Source organism: Mucilaginibacter sp. 5C4, assembly GCF_034345625.1.
In the GTDB taxonomy this organism is placed as follows: Bacteria; Bacteroidota; Bacteroidia; order Sphingobacteriales; family Sphingobacteriaceae; genus Mucilaginibacter; species Mucilaginibacter aurantiaciroseus.
This window is the reverse complement of the sequence record NZ_CP133775.1, coordinates 3,545,725-3,568,587: the sequence shown is the minus strand read 5'-3', so window position 1 is coordinate 3,568,587 and position 22,863 is coordinate 3,545,725. Positions and strand designations below refer to the sequence as shown.

Sequence of the window (22,863 nt, the reverse complement as noted above, 5' to 3'; positions counted from 1 at the left end):
TTATATGGCCGTTTTTAAGTCGTGTTGTGCCGCTTCCCAACCTATCATGGCTGTTTTACGGGTGCTGCCCCAATGGTATTGCCCAAACTCGCCTGTGGATTTTATAACCCTGTGGCAGGGGATCAAAAACGCGACTGGGTTGGCACCAATGGCACTCCCAACAGCCCTGCTTGCCGTAGGCATCTGCAACGTATTGGCCACAGTTGAATAGGTGTTCAAACCACCCATCGGTATCTTCAATAGCGCTTCCCAAACTTTCAACTGAAAGTCTGTACCTTTTAGGTGAAGTTTGATGTTTGATAGCTGCGACCAGTCTTTTTTAAATATGAACAACGCGTTTTGCTGCGCGATGTCTACCACCTGGTAGTAACTTGCATTTGGGAATTGCGCGTAAAGCTCGTTAAAGGCTTCGTCCTTATCATCTGCGAAAGCCATATAACAAATACCTTTTGGGGTGGATGCTACCAGGATATTGCCAAATGGCGTTTCGGCATAGCTAAAGTTTATAGATAATGCTTTGCCACCGTTCTTATACTCGGCAGGCGTCATGCCCTCGATGTTAACGAACAGGTCGTGCAGGCGGCCGGTGCCGGATAGGCCGGTTTCGAACGCGGCATCAAACAGGGTGGCTTGTTGTTCTTTGAGAATCCCTTTGGCATAATCCAAGCTCAGGTATTGCAGGAATTTCTTGGGGCTGATGCCTGCCCAATCTGTAAACATGCGCTGAAAATGAAAGGGGCTAAGGTTTACCTTTTCGGCAACCTCGTCAAGGTTGGGCTGGGCTTTAAAGTTCAGTTTTATGTAGCCTATCGCCTCGGCAATACGCTCGTAATTAATGTTGTTTTGTGTTTCCATGATTGATTATTATAACACAAAAGTACCCTGGTGGCATAGGCATTAAAACCCGAAACTTGCGGAGTTGTACCGGGATTAACAAAATCCGTCAATGACGCGCGGAGAAGGATTGCCTAATCTCTAAACACCAACCTCTAATCTCTAACACTCACTTCAACTCATTCAAAACCCTAAACATCTTCTCCCTTATCCCGCAGCCCGGGCCATAGTAGTTGTTAACCATTATAGAAAAACAAAGCTGGCGGCCATCATGCGTTTGGAAACCGGCGTAGGCTTGCACGCTGTTGATGCTGCCGCTTTTCATTTTCATGTCGTTATACACAGGCAGGCTCTCGTAAAAATCATTGAACCAAGCGGCTGCGCGGGCAGATTGCAGGATGCGCGCCATGGTAGAGGTAGTTATCCTGTCTTCGGGAGAAAGGCCGCTGCCATCAAAGATGTTCATGGAGCGTTTATCAATGCCCTTTAGCTGCCAAAAATCCTTCATGGCATCTACACCATCATTGGTAGATACCCCTTTGCCCACTTTGGAGGCGATAGTTGCCAGTAATTGCTCGGCATACAGGTTTACGCTTTTTTGGTTAAGCCAGTAAACTATCTTGCTCAACTCGGGCGATAAGATGGTGGTAATGTTTTTGGTAGCTGTCGCAACGGTTTGCCCTTTATCTGCCAGCATCACGGATGATGTTGGCTCAACGCTAATAGTAATACCGATACGTTTCAGCGTGTCGCTCAGTCGCAGGGCTGCATCATAAGCAGGGTCGGGGATGGCGGCTCCTATGCGTTTCTTGGTTTGGTCTATGGCATAAGTACCACGGACATACATCACTTTGCTGCCGTATGCGGGCAGATAAGGATAGGCCAGGTCGCCGGTTTTGGCGCCGCCGTTGGTTAGTTCGCTTTTATATTGCAGGTAATTGGTTTCGGGGTTGGTGCCGGCTATGCCGATGGTATTGCCCACCGCGCCCGTGCGCAGTAAAATGTCAAACTGATTTTCGCGCCAGCAAAGGCCTGCTATGCCCGCGCCGTAATAGGTGCCCAGGTCCTGCCAGATCCACCCGTCTGGTATCCCCTGGCTTTTGAACGCGCCGTTATCGCCAATAACCCTTCCATTAATTTTTTTGATACCTGCTTTTTTAAGCGCGGTAACCATGGTATTTAATACCACACCCTCGCGGGTAGTAGCCCAGCGCCAGCTACCCAGGGTAGGGTCGCCGCCGCCTTTGATGATCACGTCGCCGGTTAGGGTACCATCGGCACTGATAGTGCCGGTATAGCCCAGTTGGGTTTGGTATTGAAAATCCTTTCCTAAAACATTAAACGCGGTGATACTGGTAACCGTTTTTAAGGTAGAGCCGGGCGCCAAGCCCATATCCGGGTTGGCGGCAAACACCACTTCGCCGGTTTTGGCATCAAGCACCGTTAACGATACCGATGCATAACGGCACTGGCTATCCTGTTGCAGGTGGCCAAATGCTTTTTGGATATTTTGCTGCAGGGTTTGCGCGCCTGCAATATTGGCTATAAATAGAAAACTAAAAAGACACGTCCGTTTTATCCTCATTGGTAACGTTGCGTTGTGATATATAATAAATAGGGATGCCTATTAAAACGATTCCTAAACCATAAAGTGTGTATTCACGCTCGTATATTAAAAGGAGTGTACAAAAGGCCAATCCCATTAAAATATAAATAGCAGGTAACACAGGGTATCCAAAAGCTTTATAAGGGCGTTCGGCATCAGGGCGTTTAGCACGTAAAATATAGATACCTACAATTGTTAATATGTAGAATACCACAACTACGAATGATATCATATCTAACAGCTTTCCGTAAGATCCGCTTAAGCATAATAAGGATGCAACCACCGCCTGGATCCACAAGCCAAATTCTGGTACGCCGTTTTTATTTAGGGTGCCTGTCCTTTTGAAGAACAAGCCATCTTTAGCCATGGAATAATAAACGCGCGATCCAGCAAGGATCAGCCCATTATTACAGCCAAAGGTCGAAATCATGATCATTACGGCAATAATTAAAGTACCAATGTTGCCGAATATTACATGCGATGCCGCAACCGCTACACGGTCTTTATCGGCATTAACAATATCATGCAGGGAAAGCACGCCGGTATAAACCACGTTTGCAGATACATAAATAATGGTTACGATCATGGTGCCGAAGAACAGGCTTAGCGCAACATCGCGTTTAGGGTTCTTCATTTCGCCAGCTATAAAAGTTACGTTGTTCCAGGCATCGCTGCTAAAGATAGAACCTACCATGGCTATCGCGATAGCACCTAAAGCAGCGCTCATGGTGTAATTGGTTGTGGTACCGTCCTTCGCCAGTTTATGCATATCCCAGGCATTGGTCCAGTTGGCTGTCCAGATCTCACTTTTAAAGGCCAAAAATCCAAAAATAATCAAGCCGAACAAACTCAGCAGCTTTGTTAAAGTGAAAGTGGTTTGTATCCACTTACCACCTTTAACACCTTTTGTATTGATAAAAGTTAGAAGGAATATCAATATGATAGCTACAATTTGCGCGGCACTTATTTTAAGTGAGCCAATGGTATATAAAATATTATCCTCACTTAATGGTTTGTATAAATAAGAGGCAAACTTCGAAAATGCCACACCCACAGCAGCTATCGTCCCGGTTTGGATCACCGCGAAAAAGCTCCAGCCATATAAAAAAGCTATGAGTTTATTGTACGATTCTTTAAGGTAAATATATTGGCCACCTGCCTTTGGGAACATGGCGCTTAATTCGCCGTAGCTTAGGGCTGCGGTAAGCGTCATGAAACCGGTGATCAACCAAACGGCTATCAGCCAGCCGGCCGAGCCTACGTTGCGGGTAATATCCGCGCTTACTATAAATATACCGGAACCTATCATGGAACCCGCCACCAACATGGTGCCGTCAAGCAGGCCTAATTCGTGTTTTAACTTGGGTTGGGTAGTCTCGTTTGACATTAGGGTTTAGTTTAAAGTACTAAACTATTCAAAAACTTTAAATTGACAGGCTATTGTAAAGAAATTAATTTACTATTTTGCGGCAACCAAATTATAAACAGCGCTCTGCGCAAAGTACATAGCACACTTATAAACTAATTATACAATATGGATCTTTTGAACACTTACTTAATTTATTTGATCCCTGTTTTCGGCCTCGTAGGTATCATCGTGATGGCGATAAAATCTGCATGGGTAACCAAACAGGAAACAGGCGATGCCTCCATGAACCAGCTTGCAGGCTATATTGCTGATGGGGCAATGGCCTTTTTACGCGCGGAATGGAAAGTATTAGGCTATTTTGTTGTTGTTGCGGGTTTACTACTTGCCTGGAGCGGTACAATAGTGGGGGACAAATCAAGCCCGGTTATCGCGGTGTCATTTATTATCGGCGCTTTCCTGTCTGCTTTTGCAGGTTATTTGGGGATGCGCATCGCTACAAAATCAAACGTGCGCACTACACAGGCGGCTAAAACAAGCCTGGCGCAAGCATTAAAAGTTTCGTTTACAGGCGGTACCGTTATGGGCTTGGGCGTTGCGGGTTTGGCTATTATTGGCTTAGGCTCGTTATTTATAGTGTTTTATACCATGTATGTTACCAGTAAAGGCGAAAGCGTTAATGGTGAGGCTATGGCTAAAGCGCTTGATGTATTGGCGGGCTTTTCGTTAGGTGCCGAGTCTATCGCGCTTTTCGCGCGTGTTGGCGGTGGTATTTATACCAAAGCTGCCGACGTAGGTGCGGATCTTGTAGGTAAAGTTGAAGCGGGCATCCCTGAGGATGACGTGCGTAACCCTGCAACCATTGCAGATAACGTGGGCGATAACGTAGGTGATGTTGCCGGTATGGGCGCCGATCTGTTCGGATCCTACGTGGCTACAATGTTGGCTACTATGGTATTGGGCCGCGAGATCGTATCGCATGATAAATTTGGTGGTATTGCTCCGATACTATTGCCAATGGTGATAGCCGGTTTAGGTTTGATCTTCTCTATTGTTGGCGCATCGCTGGTTAAAATATCTAAAGAGACCGATAGCGTACAAAAAGCTTTAAACATAGGTAACTGGGCTTCGATATTATTAACAGCAATTGCCACTTATTTTGTGGTGCAATGGATGTTACCTGCCGATAGCTTCCACATGATCCGTGACGAGGATGCTTCAGGTGCTATTAAGGCAGGCTCCCTGGTATTCACTAAAAACGGTGTATTTGGTTCTATCCTGGTAGGTTTAGTGGTAGGTACGCTGATGTCTATCATTACTGAATATTATACCGCTATGGGCAAACGCCCGGTGATGAGCATCATCAGGCAATCATCAACAGGGCATGCTACCAATATTATTGCGGGTTTAGCTGTGGGTATGGAATCTACCGTGTTGCCTATCCTGGTATTAGCAGCAGGTATCTACGGTTCATATTTCTTCGCAGGTTTATACGGTGTGGCTATCGCCGCTGCAGGTATGATGGCTACAACAGCTATGCAGTTGGCTATCGACGCTTTCGGCCCAATTGCCGATAACGCAGGTGGTATTGCCGAGATGAGCCGCTTACCTGAAGAGGTGCGTGGCCGTACAGATAATTTAGATGCTGTAGGTAACACTACTGCCGCAACAGGCAAGGGTTTTGCTATTGCTTCGGCAGCGTTAACCTCACTGGCCTTATTTGCGGCGTTTGTGGGTGTTGCGGGTATCGAACATATTGATATTTACAAGGCCAACGTGTTGGCCGGTTTATTTGTGGGTGGGATGATCCCGTTCATCTTCTCGGCATTGTGTATCTCGGCAGTAGGCCGCGCGGCAATGGCGATGGTAGAAGAGGTTCGCCGCCAGTTCCGCGAGATCCCCGGCATTATGGAGTACAAGGCACGCCCCGAGTATGAAAAATGTGTGGAGATCTCTACCAAAGCATCAATCCGCGAGATGGTTGCACCGGGATTGATCGCCTTAATTACCCCAATTGTTATTGGTTTTGCATTCGGCCCCGAAGTATTAGGTGGTTTATTGGCAGGTGTTACGGTTTCCGGTGTGTTGATGGGGATTTTCCAAAGCAACGCGGGTGGTGCATGGGATAACGCTAAAAAATCATTTGAGAAAGGTGTGGAGATAAACGGCGAGATCTACTACAAAAAATCTGAACCGCATAAGGCATCTGTAACAGGTGATACCGTTGGTGATCCGTTTAAAGATACCTCTGGTCCATCAATGAACATCCTCATCAAGTTGATGTCAATCGTTTCGTTGGTTATCGCGCCGCACTTAAACACTGCCGATAACACCAATAAAATGATGCAGAAACAAGAGAAGGTACAATCAATGAACGTACACCAGGTCCATGTAGATAAAAAGATCTAACAGGATTTGAATGAAATAGGAAAGCCCTTCGAGTTATCGGAGGGCTTTTTTTGTTAAAAATCTTTTAAGTTTTATTATTCCTGAAAATCTTTCAAAAGTTTAAGTGCTCTTTCCATGTCTTTATCAGATATCATTACTTTTACCGGGGCAACTCCGCCTGCAGATACTTGCCAGGGCGCAATTGTTCCCATCAATCCATTTTCGATGAAAGATTCGATACCCTCGTTTTCGAGCAGGAATTGAACTTGTGATGCGTCGTTAAAACTCCCGGCGTAAACTTGCATCATCGTATCATTATTGGTAGCCATAATTTGTAGTTTTAATTGAAATACAATATCACAAAAAATATCCGGTTATTAGAAAAGGTTTATATTAGGGGTGATGAAGAAACCGACAGTCCGATATATCCTCTACACCCTCTGCCTGTACGACCTATACCTCTACCTGCCGGATCTCTTCGACCTGTTTAAGCTGGACATCCAGCCACCTACTACAGATTACCTGATGTATTTTGATGCCGCCATGTTATTGGCAGGAGGGATTGTAATTGGCATTATGCTGATCCGCGCAGGCGGGAAGTTTAACAAAGCTTTAGGCATCACCATGATATTAATGAACGTGGTATTTACGCCCTGGTTTATTTTGCGGGGATTACCGGGATGATACCCAACGCTTCATTGCGAAGCGTGGCAATCTTCGATAGATCGGTCTGCGGCTCTGTAAGTTGGGGATTGCCGCGCTACGCTTACAGCAATGACGATGTGGCTGTAGAGACGCGATACTTCGCGTCTCTTACCATGCAGGTGTCGGCTACTTAGTGTTTTCAACACCGCTAAACATCCCACCAATATCCACCACTAAATCATTCACTATCACAACCTTTAATTCTGTGGAAAACACGTATAGCCTTGTTACATTCTGCCCTTTAACTTTTCAATAAATTTAAGTACGTTTGGGGAAACTGATTTCAAAACTATTATAACTGATCTATTAAATTAAAACATGAAGGTATTTGTAAAAAAATCTATTGAACAGCTAACCTCTTCTGTAGATGCAGAAGGAAGCCTGAAGCGAACGCTTGGGGCGGGTAACCTTATTGCGTTGGGTATTGGTGCTATTATTGGTGCAGGTTTGTTCGTAAGAACGGCTGCAGCAGCAGGCGAGCACGCGGGCCCGGCGGTAACGTTATCATTTATTGTTGCGGCTATTGGTTGTGCATTCGCGGGCCTTTGCTACGCAGAATTTGCTTCTATTATCCCTATTGCAGGTAGCGCTTACACTTACGCCTACGCCACCATGGGCGAAATTGTTGCCTGGGTTATTGGTTGGGCATTAATATTAGAATACGCACTTGGCGCGGCTACGGTATCTATCAGTTGGAGCGAGTACGTCAATAAGCTCCTCGGCGGGGCCATACCCTACGAGTGGTGCCACTCTCCGTTAGAATCTGTAATGGTTAACGGGGCATCGGTACATGGTATCGCTAACCTTCCTGCATTATTGATCCTGTTGATTTTATCGTTACTATTAATAAAAGGTACGCAAGAATCTGCTACTGTAAACGGTATCATCGTTTTCATTAAGGTGGCTATCGTATTGGTATTCATCACTATAGGCTGGCAATATGTTAACCCGGTTAACCATACACCATACATGATACCTGCTAACGCGCCGGATGTTGTATTGGCGAATGGCAAAACGTACTCATATGCGCCGTTCTTTAATCACGGCTGGGGTGGTATCATTAGTGGTGCCGGTGTGGTTTTCTTTGCCTTTATTGGTTTTGATGCCGTATCTACCGCAGCGCAGGAAGCAAAAAACCCTAAACGCGATATGCCTATTGGTATCTTGGGTTCGTTAGTGGTTTGTACTATCCTTTACATTTTATTCTCTTGGGTATTAACAGGTGTTGCACCTTACCAGGATTTTATGAAATCTGGTAAAGAGGCTTCTGTAGCTTACGCCATAACCACTTACATGCACGGTTATGCATGGTTATCTACTTTGGTAACTGTGGCTATCCTTGCAGGTTTCTCATCAGTTATTTTGGTGATGCTAATGGGCCAGTCGAGGGTGTTTTACACCATGTCGATGGATGGTTTGCTGCCAAAAGTATTTTCAGATCTTCACCCCAAATTTCGCACTCCGTACAAAAGCAACATCATCCTGTTTGTTTTTGTGGGCTTGTTTGCGGCGTTTATCCCGGGTAGTGTTGCCGGCGATCTAACATCGATCGGTACGCTGTTTGCCTTTATATTAGTATGTGTTGGCGTAATGTTATTACGTAAAACCAACCCCGATCTGCCAAGGCCGTTTAAAACACCTTTAGTGCCATTGGTGCCTATTTTGGGTGTGATAGTATGTGCCGGTATGATCGTTAGCTTACCGGGCGAGACACAGGTGAGTGCGCTTGTTTGGATGCTTGCCGGTTTGGTTATTTACTTTGGTTACAGCCGCAAACGCAGCAAACTGGGTAACATAGCAGATGTGCTGCCTACAGCATCAGATTTCGAAAAAAAGTAATTTAAATTATTACCATATTAAAAAGGTTCTGCAATTGCAGAACCTTTTTTGGTTTAAACCCTTTTGTAAGCAATGAATACCAAACGGATACTGTGGGTGCTTGTGTTTATTGCCATCATCAACTCCATGGGATTTGGCATTATTATACCCCTGCTATACCCCTACGGTAAAAAGTTTGGCGTTACCGAACATACCATCGGCCTGCTAACCGCGGCTTACTCCATAGCCCAGTTCTTCGCAACGCCGGTGTTAGGGTCATTGTCTGATAGGTTTGGCCGCAAGCCTTTGCTTGTTTTTAGCTTAATAGGCACATGTGCTTCCTTTATTATGTTTGGGTTGGCCAATAGTATTATTATGCTTTTCGCTGCGCGGATATTGGACGGGTTAACGGGCGGTAATATCTCGGTAGCCCAAGCCATGGTATCAGATATTTCGTCCCCAAAAGAACGCGCCAAAAACTTCGGGATCATCGGGTCTGCATTTGGGTTCGGCTTTGTGATAGGTCCTGCAATAGGGGGCTTGCTGAGTAAGTTTGGTTTGAAAGTACCCTTCTACTTCGCGGCGGGCATAGCTATCCTTGGCGTGCTGCTTACCCTGTTTTTCCTGAAAGAAACCAACAAGAACAAGACCGGAAAATCGCCTTTTAAAAAGAACAGTTTTAGTTTTGTATCCCTTTATACGGTGTTGAAAATGCCTGTTGTTGGTACAGCCATATTTACCGGGTTTCTACTGACGATGGCGCAGTTTACCATGCTGATAGGTTTCCAAACCTTTAGTGTCGACGAACTGAAACTGAACCCTACGCAGATAGGCTTGTTCTACGGTGGCTTTGGCCTCAGCGGGATATTGATGCAGATGATGGTGCCTGCGGTAAAAAAAGTGATCTCATCTCAGGCTATTATCCTGCTCATCTCCACCCTTTTTTGTTTGGGGATGATGATCCTGGCGGGGTTCGCAACAGGCATCATACTCTTCGCAGTATCAATTGGTATCTACGGCTTGTTCAACGGCCTGCGTAACCCTATGCTAAACGCTATTATAGCCGACCGTAACGAAGGTAACGAGAAGGGCGAGGTAATGGGTGTCAATCAGTCGTACGCTTCAATAGGGCAAACCTTAGGGCCTATAACGGCGGGGCTTATCACAGCTATATCAATACACAGTATATTCTTTTTAGCATCTTTCTATATTTTAATTGCACTTTTGTTTAGTATTCGTTTGATCACAAAAGAAAAACAATCCTAAGCTTATGCATCCACTTATCTTTAAAGAGGTATTATCCGTAACGATGATTCTTTTCGCCATTATCGATATCCTTGGCGCCATCCCGGTAATTATTCAGTTGCGCCAAAAGGCAGGGCATATCGAATCGGAAAAGGCAAGTATAGCGGTGCTGGTATTGATGATAGGTTTTTTATTTGCGGGAGATGAACTGCTCGCGGTGATCGGGCTGGATATCTCTTCCTTCGCGATAGCAGGTTCCATCGTGATCTTCATCATTGCGCTGGAAATGATATTAGGCGTAAACTTTTTTAAAGAAGAAATGCCTGAGGCGGTATCAATTGTCCCACTGGCCTTCCCACTAATAGCAGGCGCCGGTACTATGACCACTCTGCTTTCCTTAAAATCTCAATATCAAACCCAAAATATCATCGTAGGTATCATCCTAAATACCCTGTTTGTTTACCTTGTGCTCAAAAATGTAAAGTGGCTGGAGAAACTGTTCGGTAAAACAGGCCTGCATATCCTGCGTAAAGCATTCGGGGTTATCTTGTTAGCTATCGCGATAAAGTTGTTCAGGAGTAATAGCGGGTTGTAAAGAGAGGTTAGAAGTCAAGAGGCAAGAATCAAGAAGAAAATGTCCCAACGCATTATTTTTATCCGCGCGTCATTGCTGTAAGGCACGAAGCAATCCCCTACTTACAGAGCCGCAGACCGGTCTGTCGAGGATACCCATGCTACGCTTACATCAATCACGGGTTTTTACGTTTGTTTTTGTCTTGTTTCCTGATTCTTAATTTCTTGCTTCAATTCCTATTCCGTCCTCAAACTCTTCACCGGGTTTGCCAATGCCGCTTTTATTGTTTGCAAGCTAATGAGCACTGCTGTAACCGCAAGCAAAGCAAATACCGCAATCACGAATGGCACTACGGTTAAATTGATCTTACAGGCATAATTATTAAGCCATTTATTCATCATCCAGTAGGCGATGGGGCAGGCGATAAGGCCGGCAATTACTACCGTCCCCAAAAAATCTTTCAGGAAAAGCAGCATTACATCCTTAACAGATGAACCCAGCACCTTGCGGATGCCTATCTCTTTGGTGCGTTTCTGGATGCTGAGCGAGATCAATCCCAACACGCCAAGCAGTACTATAATGATGGCTAAACCCGTTGCCAGGTACGATGCTTTCTTTAGCTGTAGTTCGGTTTTGTACATTTTGGCAATGGCCTCATCCATAAAACCGTATTCGAATGGTGCACCGGGTAACACCTCGGCCCATTTCTTTTGCAGGGCAGCAAGGCTGCTTTCGATATTACCCGGTTTTAGTTTGATAGAAAAGTACCTGTAAAACGGCGACCAGTTTACATTGATAAATGTTACCGGCGTTATCGGGCTTTGCATCGATCCGAACTGAAAATCGGCCACGACCCCACGTATGGTTAACGGCGGCATCCCCTGCGCATGGAACTGTTGCCCTATAGCGTCTTCGGCCTTTTTAAAGCCCAATGCTTTTAAGTGCTTTTCGTTGATCACAACCTCGGCCGAATCGCCGGGCGCATACTGTGGTTTGAAAAATTCACCGGCTTTTAGCGGGATGCCGTAGGTTGCCGCGTATTGGTTATCTACAGTTAATAGCTGCGATGCGAACGCTTGGCTTGGGTTATCAGCCATTTTGTAAGCTTGCATGCTACCACCATTATTACCATCGGGGATTGCCCATGATAATGCGACTGAGCTTACCTGTGGCAATTGAGACAGCCGGTACCGTTTGTCCTCCATTTTCTGTACGCCGGGTTTGCTCCAGTCGCGCGGAAGTTGGGCATATACCACATAATCTTTATCATACCCCAGGCTTTTACCAAAAAACAGGTTGATCTGTTTGGAGATAACAATAGCACAGATCAACACCACCGCAGCCGTCCCAAATTGGAACGCGATAAGCGATTTGCGGAACAGCACGTTATCTTTCACCCGGTCCAGTTTGCCTTTCAGCGAATCGATAGATTTTAGGGACGATAAAACCAGCGCCGGATATAGCCCGGCAAGCAGTCCAATCATCAAAGCCAATAGCACCGGCAATGCATAGAAATAAATAGGGAAAGAGAACAGGCCGTTAATGTCGGTAGCCAATAGGTCTGTAAAGAATGGCCTTGCCAATACATAAAGCACCAAGGCTATCAGGGTTGCGATCAGCACCATCAAAACCGATTCGATGAGGAACTGCCAAATGAGTTGTTTCCTTAACCCGCCCAGCACTTTGCGAATCCCCATTTCCTTCATCCGTTGCGATGAGCGGCTGATGCAGATATTCACAAAATTGATCACCGCCATCAGCAAAATGAATAGCGCTATTGACGATAGCGTGTAAAGCATCTTTTTGATGCCGGATTCTAAATAGTAGGTTTTTAGCGGAACAATATAAGGCGTAAGGTTCTCTGCTATTTGCGGTGAAGCATTTCGTTTGATGAGGCTTTTCATTGGCCCGGTTAAGGCTTCGGGTTTAACGCCATCTTTTAATTCTATTAAGCCTACTATATTGGTATTGTTCCAGCCGTCCAAACTACGGCCCAGGAACTTTGCCGCCGCGGCAGGCAAAAAGAAAGTGCTGTTACTGGCGTCGGCCACATTGGTGACAGAGTTCTTTTTTAGTTGATCCAAAACGCCGGTGATCATAAAATCGTGCTTCGTGCCGGTGAAACTTTCGATGGTTAGCGACTGCCCCACCACATCACTTTTACCGAAGTATTTAATGGCCATTTCCTGCGTTATCACGGTCGAAAAAGGGTCATTCAAAGCCGTTTTTTGGTCGCCATATAGTAGCTTAAAACCATACATATTTAAGAAAGTACTGTCCCCAACCTGCAAGCTTTCGCGGAAGTGCTTATCACCTTTTGATATGTTTGAGCTTACGCCATCCCAATGATAATAATTAGCAACCAAATTTGGGTATTCATCCTTAAGCGCCTTAGGCATGGCGGCAAGGGCCGTCAACACAAAACCCATATTAGGATCTTTCCATTTGCTTTGAATAATGTACTGGTTATCAGCGTTTTTAAGGTCGGCGTTTACGTTAACCTCGTGCCACACATAGGCCGCTATCAACAAAGTAAACGCTATCCCAACAGATAGGCCGAAGATATTAATGAGCGAGAAAAGCTTGTGTTTCCAGATGTTTCTCCAGGCAATAGTAAAGTAGTTGTGCAGCATAGGTAACGGGTTTGTTAAACTAATTTAGCTGCTAATACGCAAGTAATGAAAAGATTAACACTTTTTAACGTCTTGATAATATTACCATGTCATTGCTGAGGAGCGTAGCGACGCGGCAATCTTAGAGGACAAGCAGATATGCTGAGATTGCCACGCTATCGCTTACAGCAATAATGACATGTTGATTTATTCTCCTGCCTCTTGCTTCTTATTTCCTTGCTTCTCTTCCTTCGCTATCATCCTCGCCACAAACATGGTATCAGCCTTATTTTCATACCCGGTTAGCACTTTCATTTCTTCTAGTTGCAGGCCAAGTTGTTTGGTGATGTAAGTTACAGCATCCTCATTCTCAGCTTTAAAGGCTGAGCAGGTGATGTAAATAAGTGGCTTACCCGGCTTAAGGTGTTTGGCAACGTTGGTAACTATGGCCTGTTGCAGGCGCTTAAAAAAGTCAGTTTTATGGATCTCGAACTGGCTGATCATTTCGGGTGTGCGGCCCCAGGTGCCCGATCCACTGCAGGGAGCGTCTAGTATAATACCGTCGAACTCGTACTTGTATAAAAGCTGTTCGTTATTCTCGGTCAAATCCATTACCTTTTTCTGGTATTTGCGCAGACCGGCATTCTGGAAACGTTCATCCAGGTTAGACAGTATAGACTCGCGGATATCAGATACAACCAGCTTAATATCAGGCTGGAGGCTATGCAATAGTAAAGATTTACCACCGGATGCCGCGCAGGCATCCCACCAGCTATCCCATTTCTGGGGCTTAAAGTAATTAGCAGTTTGTTGCGACGATAGGTCCTGCACCTCAAACCAATGCTGTTTGGGGAAAATGGTTTCCAGCCGCGTTCCGTTTGGCAGCGAGAGGCAGTTATTGCCCTCGTCTTTAAAGATAACTCCTGCTTTTGTAAGCTCGGCTTTTACCTGTGCCTCGTAACCTTTAGCTACGCGGATGAACAGATCGGGCTGAATGAATAATGATTTCAGGAAGGCATCCTTGTCAATTTCTGCCGAAAGCTGCGCTGTCCACGGGAATACATCCTCCAGTTTAAAATCGGGATAGGTAGTTTTGATAAGGTTTATCTTTTCATCTATGCCAAAACCTATACAGGCGGCCCAGTCGGGTTTAAAGTGCTGCAAAAACGAGTTTGATTGCTTGTTGCACAGAAACTCGGCCACCATCAAACGATCTTCAACGGGTGCATCAGGCAAGGCTCGCCCCAGTCGGAAATAGTTATAGATCAACCTGCCAGCAACGCGCCTGTCGGTAGATCCCATCTGTTTATTTTGACGATAAAAGCCGGGTAAAAACTTACCTAAAGGCGTATCTGCAGGGTATTCGCCCAATATTCGCTGAAACGTCTTTAACTGGTTTATGGCTTTCATTCTACTTTCTTTAGGTCGAAATTTTGATATTTAAGAATATCCACGTGGGTATTTATCCAGCCCAGCCCCGGTTTTTTGATGAAATGGAAACTGTTGTGCAAACCAGTATAATCTTCAAATTCGGCCTTGCTCATATCCTCACCATCGGCCAATAATTTACCAAAGTACAGGCCGTGGTCAAAGCCTTTAATGGCGAAATCGGTAGGTTCGGTATGATAAGTATGGCGATAGCTGCGTAAAAATGTGTTTGTTTCAGCGCTTTTGTAATCAACCTTATCGGTGGAGGTGATGTGCGTGTTCAACCGTTGTAAAAGCGCGGCTTTCAAGAAAGCGAACTTCTCCCAGCTTGGGTGACCGAACAGCGTTACAGGGAATTTTTTAGATAAAGTATCCAGCGACCGCAACGTAACCATCAAAAAGGCTTGTTTTGTTGATGACACCAAGAAAATGTTTTGATCTTTTGCGGATAGTTGTGCGACCAAAGGGGTTAAATTACCGCGTGTAACCGTAATGTTTACCACCTGGATCTTACGTTTGCTCAGGCTATCTAAAGTGCGTTTAAACGGAGAGGTATATAGCTTTTCATCGCTAAAGCCTGAGTTTAAAATGAATACTTTTTTGGGCTTAATGCTTTTGGCGATGTAGGTTGCCGCGCCCATAGCATGATATTCCAGCGGGGGCGTCATAGTAACCAAATTCTGATTTTTAAAAATAGCAGGTGCGGCAGGCGACAACGGCGAAACTATGGGTTTGCGAGCTGAAGTAAGCATTGCTGTAAAAGCCTTTACATCATCAGGGAATACAGGGCCGATAATGATCTCGCTGTTTTTTACCTGCGGATTTAGGCTAAGGCTGTGCGACTGCGCCGCATCGTCCTTACTATCAAAAATTTGTAATTTGTAATTGCTACCTGTGGAGGTGAGTGAATCCAGCGCCAGCTTAAAGCCCTGGTAATACTCAATCGACATGTTCGCGGTTTTTAGTTTGGCAGCAGTGTAGCTTTGCCCCGCAACGGCATGATCAAGACCCAGCGGAAGGATAAGCGATATAACCGATGCCTTTGCCTCAGGTGTTTTCACCGGAGGCTTTTCGGCAGGTTTTTCTTTTTTAATTACGGGATTTTTAGTTGTTGTTTTTACGGTAGATGAGGGTACAGTCCGGATCTTAGGCGAACATGCACCAATTATTAGCGCCGTTAAAACAAATATAAACCACTTATTCCCACTCAATTGTGGCCGGTGGTTTCGAACTGATGTCATATACTACCCGGTTAATTCCTTTTACGTTGTTGATTATCTCGTTTGATATTTTTGCAAGCAGATCGTAAGGTAAGTGGCACCAATCTGCCGTCATCCCATCTAATGATTCTACCGCTCGCAGGCAAATTACGTTCTCGTAAGTACGCTCATCGCCCATAACCCCTACCGATTGTACCGGTAAATATATGGCGCCTGCCTGCCAAACTTTATCATAAACACCGCCACTGCGTAAATTGTTGATATAAATCGCATCGGCTTGTTGTAATATGTCAACTTTCTCCGGCGTAACGTCGCCAAGGATCCTGATAGCAAGGCCTGGCCCCGGAAAGGGGTGGCGGCCAAGGATGTTTGGGTCTATACCTAAAGCGGCCCCAACGCGGCGTACTTCGTCCTTAAAAAGGGTGTTTAACGGCTCTACAACCTTCAGTTTCATAAAGTCGGGCAATCCCCCAACGTTATGATGCGACTTGATAGTTGCCGACGGCCCTTTTACCGAAACAGATTCGATAACGTCCGGGTAAATAGTACCCTGGCCAAGCCAGTTTACACCTTGTACCTCGTGCGCGGCATCGTCAAATACCTCTATGAACACGCGGCCAATGGCTTTACGTTTTTTCTCGGGGTCGCTAATCCCGGCAAGCGCATCGTAAAAACGTTGCTTGGCGTCAATCCCTTTTATATTAAGGCCCATGTGCTGGTAAGAATCCAATACAGATTGGTACTCATCTTTACGCAATAAGCCATTATCAACAAATATACAGTGCAGGTTTTTGCCGATGGCCTGGTGCAGCAATACCGCCGCTACCGACGAATCGACACCGCCCGATAAACCTAAAACCACCTTATCATCACCCAATTTCGCCTTCAGTTCGGCAATGGTTGTTTCAATAAACGAATCCGGGGTCCAATCCTGGCTGCAATGGCAAATGTCAACCAAAAAGTTTTGCAGCAATTGCTTGCCATCAATACTGTGGGTAACCTCCGGGTGGAACTGGATGCCGTAGGTTTTGGTGCCGGTGATCTGGTAAGCGGCAACTTTCACACTATCGGTACTTGCAATAATTTCAAAATCATCTGCGATCCTCGCGATGGTATCACCGTGCGACATCCACACTTGTGAACCTGCAGGCACATCTTTAAAAAGGATATTATCCGGTTTGATGTAATCCAGATTGGCACGGCCGTACTCGCGTGTGCTTGATGCCAATACCTCGCCTCCATGGAAATGTGCCATGTACTGCGCGCCATAACAAACGCCTAAAATAGGCAGTGTTTTGTGGTGTTTAATGAACTCGAAATGAGGTGCATCGTCCTGGCGTACAGAATATGGACTGCCGGAAAGGATGATACCTTTTACGCTTTCGTCTACTTCAGGAACTTTGTTAAAGGGATGGATCTCACAGTAAATATTGAGTTCCCTGACACGGCGCGCGATAAGCTGGGTGAACTGCGAACCGAAGTCAAGAATGAGGATTTTTTCTTGCATGGGCAAAGATAGGATTTTGAGCGGAAAAGTTTGATATGAGATTGTAGAAATTTAAAGGCAATGCAATAGCTAATATTGTAAATTGCAGCAATATGCTTGATACAATAAAACACGAACTTGAAGAATTAGAAATAAAGTACAGTATAAAGGTGCTCTATGCCTGTGAATCGGGTAGCAGGGCATGGGGTTTTAAATCGCCTGATAGCGATTTCGATGTAAGATTCATATATGCTCGTAACACGAATGATTATTTATCTATTACAGAGTTGAAGGATGTTATAGACCTACCGATTAATGATTTGTTGGATATCGGCGGATGGGATGTTAAAAAGAGTTTGAAATTATTTCTTAAGTCAAATTCTCCATTATATGAGTGGCTACAATCGCCAATAATTTATAAAGATGACTCTGGTTTTGCTACGGAAGTGAGGTTTTTAATGCATAATTATTATTCGTTACGGTCGGGCGGTAACCACTATCTGTCTATGGCAATAAATACCGTTAACAACGATTTGCAAGGTGGCGAGGTGAAAATCAAACGTTATTTTTATGCATTAAGATCAACATTAGCTTGCAAGTGGATCATCGAAAAGCAGGAAGTGCCACCGATGGAATTTGAAAAATTACGAATATTGGTTGACGATGAGATTTTTCAGGCCAGTATCGACGATCTGTTGAAACTAAAAGCTGTAAGTGATGAGAAAACGTTGATCAAACAAGTTCCAGTGGTGAATAAATGGTTAAATGATACACTCGAGTTTTGTAAAGAAGAGGTGAGCAAATTACCTGCAAATCATAAAACAACTGAAAAACTCGACTTGATCTTTAGAAAATATATCTCAAAATGACTTACGAGCAATTGATAAATAAAAGACAATACATCTTACTAGATTGCGTAAGTGGAAGCAATGCTTATAATTTAAGCTTGCCCACATCAGATATAGATAAAAAAGGGATATTTATCTTGCCTCAAAAGGAACTATATGGATTTAACTTTCAGGATCAGGTAGCCAATAATACTAATGATGAAGTATATTTTGAAATAGGTCGGTTCCTGGAGTTACTCGGAAAAAACAACCCCAACATATTGGAGCTGTTGAACACGCCAGAACAACATGTGATTTTCAGACACCCTATTATGGATCTGGTCAAACCATCCGATTATTTGTCAAAACTTTGCCGTGATACTTTTGCAGGGTACGCCCAAACGCAAATTAAAAAAGCAAAGGGCCTCAATAAAAAGATCAACAACCCAATAGATAAGGAGAAAAAATCGGTGCTTGATTTTTGTTACGTTATCCAAAACAGTGGAAGTGCGTTATTAACGGATTGGTTGGAGCAAAACGCCTTGTCGCAGGAAACCTGCGGGTTAGTAAATGTTGAGCATTTTAGAAATGTTTATCTTTTGTATAGCCAGGCGCAAGTAGCCGGCAGTTCATTCAATGGTATTGTTTCTGGGTCAAACGCAAATGATGTGCAGCTAAGTTCGGTACCTAAAGCATTAAGCCCGTTAGCTACGATGACTTTTAACAAGGACGCTTACTCTATCTACTGTCGTAATTATAAAGAGTATTTAGAATGGGAAGAAAAGCGGAATCAGGTAAGGTATGAAAGCACTTTATCACATGGGAAAAGTTATGATGCTAAAAACATGATGCACACTTTTAGGCTGTTAAACATGGCAGAAGAAATAGCCTTGTATAAGGAAGTAAGGGTTCATCGACAAGATCGTGATTTTTTACTAAGTATCCGAAGTGGTGCTTTTGAATTTGATGAACTGATGGGAATGATAGATGAAAAAATGCACAAAGTAGATGAACTCTACAAAAACGCAGACTTACCCGAACAACCTGATGTTAAAACTGCTGAGGATGTTTTAGTTCAAATTCGTGAGCGGTTTTATAAATAGATTTCCTCACTAAAAACTCGTCCCGATCCTTATCGCCTGGTTTGCACCTGCAACTTTGTTGTTGAACGATGTGCCATACATTACCCTTAAGCCGATATTGGTTTGGAAGCCTACGCCCAATTCGGTATAGTTTTTTAAGGTTGGGGTGGATAGGTAATTAACGTTGATGATCTCTTGTAATTTCAGTTTACGGATAAGCGGGATCATATTGGAAAGTAAACCTGTAAAGTTATGCTCTAAATGGCCTTCCAGATATTTATCGCCGGTGCTGAACTGGTAGTAATCTAACAGCAGAAACTTATTAATGCCGCCTTGGTAAAACAACACCTGGTTACCGCTAAAATGCCCGTAGTCGGTAAAGTAAATGCTTTTGGTATTGAAGAATTTACCCGCGCTGATGTAGAACGAGGTTTTTCCGTAAAAGCCCATGGGGATATCCGACTTGGAGATATCTGCCGATACCAAATTATAATCCGCATCAGAGCCAAACACGTTTTTAACCGCCTTGGTAAAGTTTAAACCAATGGTTGGGTATTTGGACGGGATGTAACGTTTACCTGTAGGGTAGGTTTCGTAACGGTTGCTAAAATCATACGTAGTGCGCACGTTTACATTGAATGATTGGTTCTCGGGGAACAAAGGCGCGTCTACCGCAGGCGATAAGGGGTTATTTGATGTAAACTCATGCCCCTTTGGGTGGAAGAAACTATAATCGGTTGTGTTTGACAAATACTTACGGTTTGCCCACTCGGCGCCAACGCTTGCCTGCCATCCGCCGTAAATACGTTTAGATATAGTGGCCGCTGCATATTGCTTTTGGTATAGCTTTTCAAAGTTCTGCCTGTTCAAAAGGGTGTTAGCCGTGTTCATGAACGAACTGATAGGCTCGCGGTTATTCATATCTATCACATCGCTTCCACCTGCTAAGTTTAATGTATATGATCCAACAGGCATAGTGATACCGCCACTCGCGTTAAACAGTTTGTTAGAGAAACCATAACGGACTTTACCGTAGATATTCAGATAACGATTGTTAACACTGTCTATCTGTTTGGTGAACGAGCCGCCGTATCCCAAAGCCAGACCTTCAACGGTATTATAGGTTACAGAACTTAGGAGGGAATTGAAATTGTAATACTCATGATCGTACCGGTTGCGGTGACGGTAACCCCCTAACAGGAATTTACCTATGCTAAATTTATTATTCACCTTGTCGAGCGAATCGAGATAGGGTTTAGATTCGCGTTTGGCGGCGAGGACGGCTTTTTTCTGGTAATCTATTTTCTCTTCGTCGGTAAGGGGAATGGGGCGTTCCTGTTCCCAATAGGCCGAATCTTTTTTGTTTACACCTTTGTTAATGCGCAGCACCTCGGCAAATTTTTTTTTATCCAGCTTAGGGTCTATCTCATAATTCTTATAAACCGAGATAAAATAACCGCCAAATTTAAAGCCGAAGAAACCGCCTGTAAATTCAAACTTTAACGAAGATGGCATCCATACTTTATCGCCCACCGGGAAAAACTGCTCGTTAACCTTTAGGGTATCTACAAAGTTGATGTTCGATTTTTTGGTGATGTACAGACCAAGGCTTTGGATGCGCCAGCTATCGTCCATAATATAAATATAGCCGCTAAAGCAAGGGTCGTAAGCATTGCGCGGTGTAACTAATATCTTGTTGATGGTTTCGCCATTTTCGGTAGTAAAACCAACGTATTTGTATTTGTAATAGGATAGGGCGTTATCTGCAATGGGCGAAATGAGCGGGCGGTTACTTAATCCTTTCCAGTTTTGCAGGTTCTCATAAAAATTCACCTGCATATCTGATGCGCGGTTAAAGGTAAACGCCCGGTTACTGCCCGAGAATTTGGAGGAGATGATCTCCTCGTGCACCTTATCCGGCCTGATGAAGCTGAGCTTTGATTGCGATTCCGACAGATAAATAATTCCACGTCGGTTGGAATCCAGCCCGTTCTCGCGGGCTATCTTTTGCACATCAACACCCAGTAATTTCTTTGGAGCGGCCAGCAGTTTTTGCAGGCCTTTGATGTAGATCTCGCAGGTGTATGCATTCACTTCGTTCAAATAAGTCTTGCGCTTTTTTATCGCTTTGCGGATGATGGCGTAAGCCGGGTCTTCGGCACCCGCGTTTATTGAAACCTCTTTCAGCTGGTAATCTTCGGCCTTTAAAGAGATGTTGATGGTTTGATTTGCTTTCAGTTCTACCTTGCGGCTTTCCTGCTTAAAACCTATGGCCTGGTAACGTACATCGTACTGGCCGGCCTTTAAATTTAACGTATAGTTACCGTCGTTGTTAGCTGACGTTCCCCTTGTAGTATTGCGGATATAAACTGTAGCGAAAGGGACCGCATTACCTGCGCCATCGGTGATCTTACCGCTCAGGGTAAAGTCCTGCGCGAATAAACCGGATGTCAACAGCAAAAATATGGCGACAAGGAAAAATGATTTCATGAAGAAGATTTAGTAGCGTAAATATGGGTAAAGATTTTAGATGCAGAATGTTAATGTTTGTTAAACAAAAAGGCGTATTTATTTCTAAATACGCCTTTTTGAAGTTTTAAGTTGTTTAAAACCTATTTTAAGATCGTCTCTATTTTCTCTAATTCTTCTGATGAAAAAACGATGTTATCCAATGCCTTCAACGAATCTGCTAACTGTGCAGGTTTGCTGGCGCCTATCAGTACTGATGTTACGCGTTCGTCTTTCAGCAACCAGGCTAATGCCATTTGGGCCAAAGTTTGTCCGCGTTTCTCAGCAAGGGTATTTAGTTTTTTGATCTTGCTGATAACTTCATCAGTAACCTGGCTTTCCTGTAAAAAGCCGGTTGATTTTGCCGCGCGCGAATCTTCAGGGATGCCGTGCAGGTATTTGTTGGTTAGTAAGCCCTGTGCAAGTGGAGAGAATGGGATACAACCCACGCCGTCTTTCCCCAATACATCCAACAAACCAGCCTCCGCATCGCGGACGAACATCGAATATTTTGGCTGATGGATAAGGCATGGCGTGCCTAGTTGTTTTAATATAGCGATAGCTTTCTCTGCTTCCTGCGCGTTGTAGTTAGAGATGCCCACATACAAAGCTTTTCCCTGGCGAACGATGAGGTCTAAAGCGCCCATGGTTTCTTCCAGCGGGGTGTCGGGATCCGGGCGGTGGTGGTAAAAGATGTCTACATAATCCAACCCCATTCGTTTTAGGCTTTGGTCAAGGCTGGATACTAGGTATTTTTTTGACCCCCAGTCGCCGTAAGGGCCATCCCACATGGTATAACCCGCCTTGCTGCTGATTATCAATTCATCACGGTAACCTGCAAAATCTTCTTTCAGGATCTTGCCAAAATTGGTTTCGGCACTACCCGGGGGCGGGCCGTAGTTATTTGCCAGATCAAAATGGGTAATACCGCTATCGAATGCCAAATGCAGGATGCTGCGGAAGTTTTCCATCACATCCACATGGCCAAAGTTATGCCACAGGCCTAATGAAACAGCCGGCAGTTTTATACCGCTTTTACCGCAACGGCGGTATTGCATTTTATCGTATCGTGCGGGGGAGGGTAGGTAGGTCATGATTTTTGGTTTGTTTGAAGCTAAAGTAGGGTTTTTTGTCTGAACCCGAATTTTCGGAATTAAAGAATTA

17 protein-coding genes are annotated in these 22,863 nt (G+C 44.5%); 7 read left to right on the top strand and 10 right to left on the bottom strand.

The features are described from left to right. The 3 genes from RHM67_RS16720 to RHM67_RS16710 form a co-directional block, all read right to left on the bottom strand. Positions 1–855, bottom strand: coding sequence for a methylated-DNA--[protein]-cysteine S-methyltransferase (locus tag RHM67_RS16720; RefSeq protein WP_322228112.1), 855 nt, complete (start codon positions 853–855; stop codon positions 1–3). A gap of 148 nt (positions 856–1,003) precedes the next feature. Further along, a complete protein-coding gene (dacB, locus tag RHM67_RS16715) occupies positions 1,004–2,419 on the bottom strand; it encodes a D-alanyl-D-alanine carboxypeptidase/D-alanyl-D-alanine-endopeptidase (RefSeq protein ID WP_322228111.1) in 1,416 nt (471 codons plus the stop codon). Further along, positions 2,391–3,827, bottom strand: a complete 1,437-nt coding sequence (locus RHM67_RS16710) for an APC family permease (protein WP_322228108.1) — start codon at positions 3,825–3,827, stop codon at positions 2,391–2,393. The genes dacB and RHM67_RS16710 overlap by 29 nt, the downstream gene beginning before the upstream one ends. 147 nt (positions 3,828–3,974) lie before the next feature. Here RHM67_RS16710 and RHM67_RS16705 point away from each other — a divergent pair, with 147 nt between their 5' ends. After that, the gene (locus tag RHM67_RS16705) at positions 3,975–6,215 is read left to right on the top strand and encodes a sodium-translocating pyrophosphatase (protein WP_322228106.1); all 2,241 of its coding nucleotides are present in this window, start codon (positions 3,975–3,977) and stop codon (positions 6,213–6,215) included. Between the two features lie 74 nt (positions 6,216–6,289). Here RHM67_RS16705 and RHM67_RS16700 read toward each other — a convergent pair whose 3' ends face one another. Next, positions 6,290–6,523, bottom strand: coding sequence for a DUF2007 domain-containing protein (locus RHM67_RS16700; protein ID WP_322228104.1), 234 nt, complete (start codon positions 6,521–6,523; stop codon positions 6,290–6,292). 73 nt (positions 6,524–6,596) lie between these two features. Between RHM67_RS16700 and RHM67_RS16695 the strand changes: the two genes are divergently transcribed. The 4 genes from RHM67_RS16695 to RHM67_RS16680 all read left to right on the top strand — a co-directional run bounded on the left by RHM67_RS16695 (position 6,597) and on the right by RHM67_RS16680 (position 10,557). Further along, the gene (locus tag RHM67_RS16695) at positions 6,597–6,878 is read left to right on the top strand and encodes a hypothetical protein (protein ID WP_322228102.1); all 282 of its coding nucleotides are present in this window, start codon (positions 6,597–6,599) and stop codon (positions 6,876–6,878) included. Positions 6,879–7,217: 339 nt separating this feature from the next. After that, positions 7,218–8,738 carry an amino acid permease gene (locus RHM67_RS16690; RefSeq protein WP_322228101.1) on the top strand — a complete coding sequence of 507 codons (1,521 nt, stop codon included), beginning with the start codon at positions 7,218–7,220 and terminating at the stop codon, positions 8,736–8,738. Between the two features lie 72 nt (positions 8,739–8,810). Further along, the gene (locus tag RHM67_RS16685; protein ID WP_322228100.1) at positions 8,811–9,983 is read left to right on the top strand and encodes an MFS transporter; all 1,173 of its coding nucleotides are present in this window, start codon (positions 8,811–8,813) and stop codon (positions 9,981–9,983) included. A gap of 4 nt (positions 9,984–9,987) precedes the next feature. Next, a complete protein-coding gene (locus RHM67_RS16680; RefSeq protein ID WP_252756253.1) occupies positions 9,988–10,557 on the top strand; it encodes a MarC family protein in 570 nt (189 codons plus the stop codon). A 215-nt stretch (positions 10,558–10,772) separates the two neighbouring features. Here the strand turns inward: RHM67_RS16680 and RHM67_RS16675 are convergent, their stop codons facing one another. From RHM67_RS16675 to guaA, 4 genes are all read right to left on the bottom strand, one after another. Continuing rightward, on the bottom strand, positions 10,773–13,169 hold the full coding sequence (locus RHM67_RS16675) for an ABC transporter permease (RefSeq protein WP_322228098.1): 2,397 nt from the start codon (positions 13,167–13,169) through the stop codon (positions 10,773–10,775). A 186-nt stretch (positions 13,170–13,355) separates the two neighbouring features. Beyond that, entirely contained in the window at positions 13,356–14,558 is a 1,203-nt protein-coding gene (locus RHM67_RS16670; RefSeq protein WP_322228097.1) for an RsmB/NOP family class I SAM-dependent RNA methyltransferase, read from the bottom strand. Next, on the bottom strand, positions 14,555–15,787 hold the full coding sequence (locus tag RHM67_RS16665; protein WP_322228095.1) for an ABC transporter substrate-binding protein: 1,233 nt from the start codon (positions 15,785–15,787) through the stop codon (positions 14,555–14,557). The genes RHM67_RS16670 and RHM67_RS16665 overlap by 4 nt, the downstream gene beginning before the upstream one ends. Beyond that, on the bottom strand, positions 15,774–17,303 hold the full coding sequence (gene guaA / locus RHM67_RS16660; protein ID WP_322228094.1) for a glutamine-hydrolyzing GMP synthase: 1,530 nt from the start codon (positions 17,301–17,303) through the stop codon (positions 15,774–15,776). The genes RHM67_RS16665 and guaA overlap by 14 nt, the downstream gene beginning before the upstream one ends. 92 nt (positions 17,304–17,395) lie before the next feature. Between guaA and RHM67_RS16655 the strand changes: the two genes are divergently transcribed. Then, the gene (locus tag RHM67_RS16655; RefSeq protein ID WP_322228092.1) at positions 17,396–18,151 is read left to right on the top strand and encodes a nucleotidyltransferase domain-containing protein; all 756 of its coding nucleotides are present in this window, start codon (positions 17,396–17,398) and stop codon (positions 18,149–18,151) included. Beyond that, on the top strand, positions 18,148–19,212 hold the full coding sequence (locus RHM67_RS16650) for a DNA polymerase beta superfamily protein (protein WP_322228090.1): 1,065 nt from the start codon (positions 18,148–18,150) through the stop codon (positions 19,210–19,212). Before RHM67_RS16655 ends, RHM67_RS16650 begins: the two co-directional genes overlap by 4 nt. Before the next feature lie 9 nt (positions 19,213–19,221). On the opposite strand, the gene RHM67_RS16645 is transcribed toward RHM67_RS16650, so the two are convergent. Continuing rightward, entirely contained in the window at positions 19,222–21,681 is a 2,460-nt protein-coding gene (locus RHM67_RS16645; protein WP_322228088.1) for a DUF5686 and carboxypeptidase regulatory-like domain-containing protein, read from the bottom strand. 122 nt (positions 21,682–21,803) lie between these two features. Continuing rightward, a complete protein-coding gene (gene mgrA / locus RHM67_RS16640; protein ID WP_322228087.1) occupies positions 21,804–22,793 on the bottom strand; it encodes an L-glyceraldehyde 3-phosphate reductase in 990 nt (329 codons plus the stop codon). Positions 22,794–22,863: the final 70 nt, after the last annotated feature.

What these genes read in the sequence shown, in the direction of transcription:
- RHM67_RS16720 (WP_322228112.1), bottom strand. Translation starts at nt 855, where the DNA reads ATGGAAACACAAAACAACATTAATTACGAGCGTATTGCCGAGGCGATA.
- dacB (WP_322228111.1), bottom strand. Translation starts at nt 2,419, where the DNA reads ATGAGGATAAAACGGACGTGTCTTTTTAGTTTTCTATTTATAGCCAAT.
- RHM67_RS16710 (WP_322228108.1), bottom strand. Translation starts at nt 3,827, where the DNA reads ATGTCAAACGAGACTACCCAACCCAAGTTAAAACACGAATTAGGCCTG.
- RHM67_RS16705 (WP_322228106.1), top strand. Translation starts at nt 3,975, where the DNA reads ATGGATCTTTTGAACACTTACTTAATTTATTTGATCCCTGTTTTCGGC.
- RHM67_RS16700 (WP_322228104.1), bottom strand. Translation starts at nt 6,523, where the DNA reads ATGGCTACCAATAATGATACGATGATGCAAGTTTACGCCGGGAGTTTT.
- RHM67_RS16695 (WP_322228102.1), top strand. Translation starts at nt 6,597, where the DNA reads ATGAAGAAACCGACAGTCCGATATATCCTCTACACCCTCTGCCTGTAC.
- RHM67_RS16690 (WP_322228101.1), top strand. Translation starts at nt 7,218, where the DNA reads ATGAAGGTATTTGTAAAAAAATCTATTGAACAGCTAACCTCTTCTGTA.
- RHM67_RS16685 (WP_322228100.1), top strand. Translation starts at nt 8,811, where the DNA reads ATGAATACCAAACGGATACTGTGGGTGCTTGTGTTTATTGCCATCATC.
- RHM67_RS16680 (WP_252756253.1), top strand. Translation starts at nt 9,988, where the DNA reads ATGCATCCACTTATCTTTAAAGAGGTATTATCCGTAACGATGATTCTT.
- RHM67_RS16675 (WP_322228098.1), bottom strand. Translation starts at nt 13,169, where the DNA reads ATGCTGCACAACTACTTTACTATTGCCTGGAGAAACATCTGGAAACAC.
- RHM67_RS16670 (WP_322228097.1), bottom strand. Translation starts at nt 14,558, where the DNA reads ATGAAAGCCATAAACCAGTTAAAGACGTTTCAGCGAATATTGGGCGAA.
- guaA (WP_322228094.1), bottom strand. Translation starts at nt 17,303, where the DNA reads ATGCAAGAAAAAATCCTCATTCTTGACTTCGGTTCGCAGTTCACCCAG.
- RHM67_RS16655 (WP_322228092.1), top strand. Translation starts at nt 17,396, where the DNA reads ATGCTTGATACAATAAAACACGAACTTGAAGAATTAGAAATAAAGTAC.
- RHM67_RS16650 (WP_322228090.1), top strand. Translation starts at nt 18,148, where the DNA reads ATGACTTACGAGCAATTGATAAATAAAAGACAATACATCTTACTAGAT.
- RHM67_RS16645 (WP_322228088.1), bottom strand. Translation starts at nt 21,681, where the DNA reads ATGAAATCATTTTTCCTTGTCGCCATATTTTTGCTGTTGACATCCGGT.
- mgrA (WP_322228087.1), bottom strand. Translation starts at nt 22,793, where the DNA reads ATGACCTACCTACCCTCCCCCGCACGATACGATAAAATGCAATACCGC.